The organism is Burkholderia sp. Ac-20392 (assembly GCF_017104585.1).
Lineage (GTDB): Bacteria > Pseudomonadota > Gammaproteobacteria > Burkholderiales > Burkholderiaceae > Burkholderia > Burkholderia lata.
In genome coordinates, this window is record NZ_JAAGPB010000915.1 from 1 (window position 1) to 1873 (window position 1873).

At 70.3% G+C, this 1873-nt stretch carries 1 protein-coding gene; it reads right to left on the reverse strand.

Annotation, left to right across the window (positions count from 1 at the left end; genetic code table 11):
* On the reverse strand, window positions 1-1863 hold a 1863-nt coding region (glgX, locus tag G3N99_RS39670), incomplete at its 3' end, for a glycogen debranching protein GlgX (RefSeq protein WP_206125127.1).
* Between the last annotated feature and the right edge of the window lie 10 nt (window positions 1864-1873).

The following is a 1873-nucleotide window of genomic DNA, read 5'->3' on the forward strand; positions in this document are numbered from 1 at the left end:
CAGCGCGCGGCGCTCGCGGTCCTGCCACGCGGGCACGGTCATCGCGTCGCCGCGCTCGTCGAACCAGTCGATCTCGGCCATGCCCGGCGCGGCATCGCGGTCGCCCGACGGATAGCGCGGCGTGGACATCACCGGATACATGCGCCGCAGCGCGGCGAGCCGCGACACGAAGCGCATCAGCGTCACCGCTTCGTCGCTGCGCGCCAGATCCCAGTCGAGCCACGACAGCTCGTTGTCCTGGCAGTACGCGTTGTTGTTGCCGTGCTGGGTGCGGCCGAACTCGTCGCCGGCCACCAGCATCGGCGTGCCGAGCGCGGTAAACAGCGTCGCGAGCATCGAGCGGGCGACGCGCGCGCGCACGGCGCGGATCGCCGCATCGTCGCTCGGCCCTTCGGCGCCCCAGTTCGCGCTGCAGTTGTCGTCACGACCGTCGCGGTTGTCCTCGCCGTTCGCGGCGTTGTGTTTCGCCGAATACGACACGAGATCGGCGAGCGTGAAACCGTCGTGCGCGGTGACGAAATTGACCGACGCCCACGTGTGGCGCCGCTGGTGGTTGAACAGGTCGGCCGACCCCGCGAGGCGCGCGGCCAGCTCCGGCCGCTGGCCCGCGTCGCCGCGCCAGAAGCGCCGCACGGTGTCGCGAAAGCGGTCGTTCCACTCGGCGAAGCCGGGCGGGTGACGGCCGAGCTGGTAGCCGCCGGGGCCGAGATCCCACGGCTCGGTGATCAGCTTGCGCTGCGCGAGCACCGGGTCCTGCCGCAACGCGTCGAAAAACCCCGCGCCGGGATCGAAGCCGTGTTCCTCGCGGCCGAGCGTCACGCCGAGGTCGAAGCGGAAACCGTCGACGTTGAACGCGGTGGCCCAGTAGCGCAGCGAATCCATCACCATCTGCACGACGCGCGGATGCGACAGGTTCAGCGTGTTGCCGCAGCCCGTCTCGTCGACATGAAAGCGGTGGTCGTCCGGCATCAGCCGGTAGTAGCTCGCGTTGTCGAGGCCGCGCCACGACAGCGTCGGGCCGAGCTCGTTGCCTTCGCACGTATGGTTGTAGACGACGTCCAGCACGACTTCGATGCCGGCCGCATGCAGCTGGCGGATCGCGATGCGCATCTCGTCGAGCCGCCGCGTTGCGAGATACGCGGGTTCCGGCGCGAAGAACGCGGCCGTGTCGTAGCCCCAGTAGTTGCGCAGCCCGCGGTTCACGAGCGCGCGCTGCTGCAGGAACGCGTGGACGGGCAGCAGCTCGACCGTCGTCACGCCGATCGACAGCAGGTGGTCGATGAACGCCGGATGCGCGAACGCCGCGAACGTGCCGCGTTCGGGCGGGCGCAACCCGGCGCGGCGCATCGATGCGCCGCGCACGTGGGTTTCGTAGATCACGGTGTTGCGCCACGACACGCGCGGGCGCCGGTCGTTGCGCCAGTCGAACGCCTCGTCGACCACCACGCACTTCGGCATCGCGGGCGCCGAGTCGCGGCGGTCCATCGACAGGTCCGCGCGGCTCGAATGCACGCGATAGCCGAACAGCGCGTCCGACCAGCGGAACTGGCCGACCAGCTTGCGCGCGTACGGGTCGAGCAGCAGCTTGGTCGGGTTGAAGCGATGGCCGTGCTGGGGCTGGTACGGGCCGTCCGCGCGAAACCCGTACACGGTGCCCGGATGCGCGTTGGGCAGGTAGCCGTGCCACACCTCGTCGGTGCATTCGGGCAGGTCGAGGCGCGCGAGCTCCTTGCGGCCGGTCGGATCGAACACGCACAGCTGGATGCGCTGCGCATGCGCGGAAAATACCGCGAAGTTGGTCCCGAGGCCGTCCCAGGTCGCGCCGAGCGGGTAGCTGCGGCCGGATTCGAGACGGGCGGGCAGGGCGGTCGGC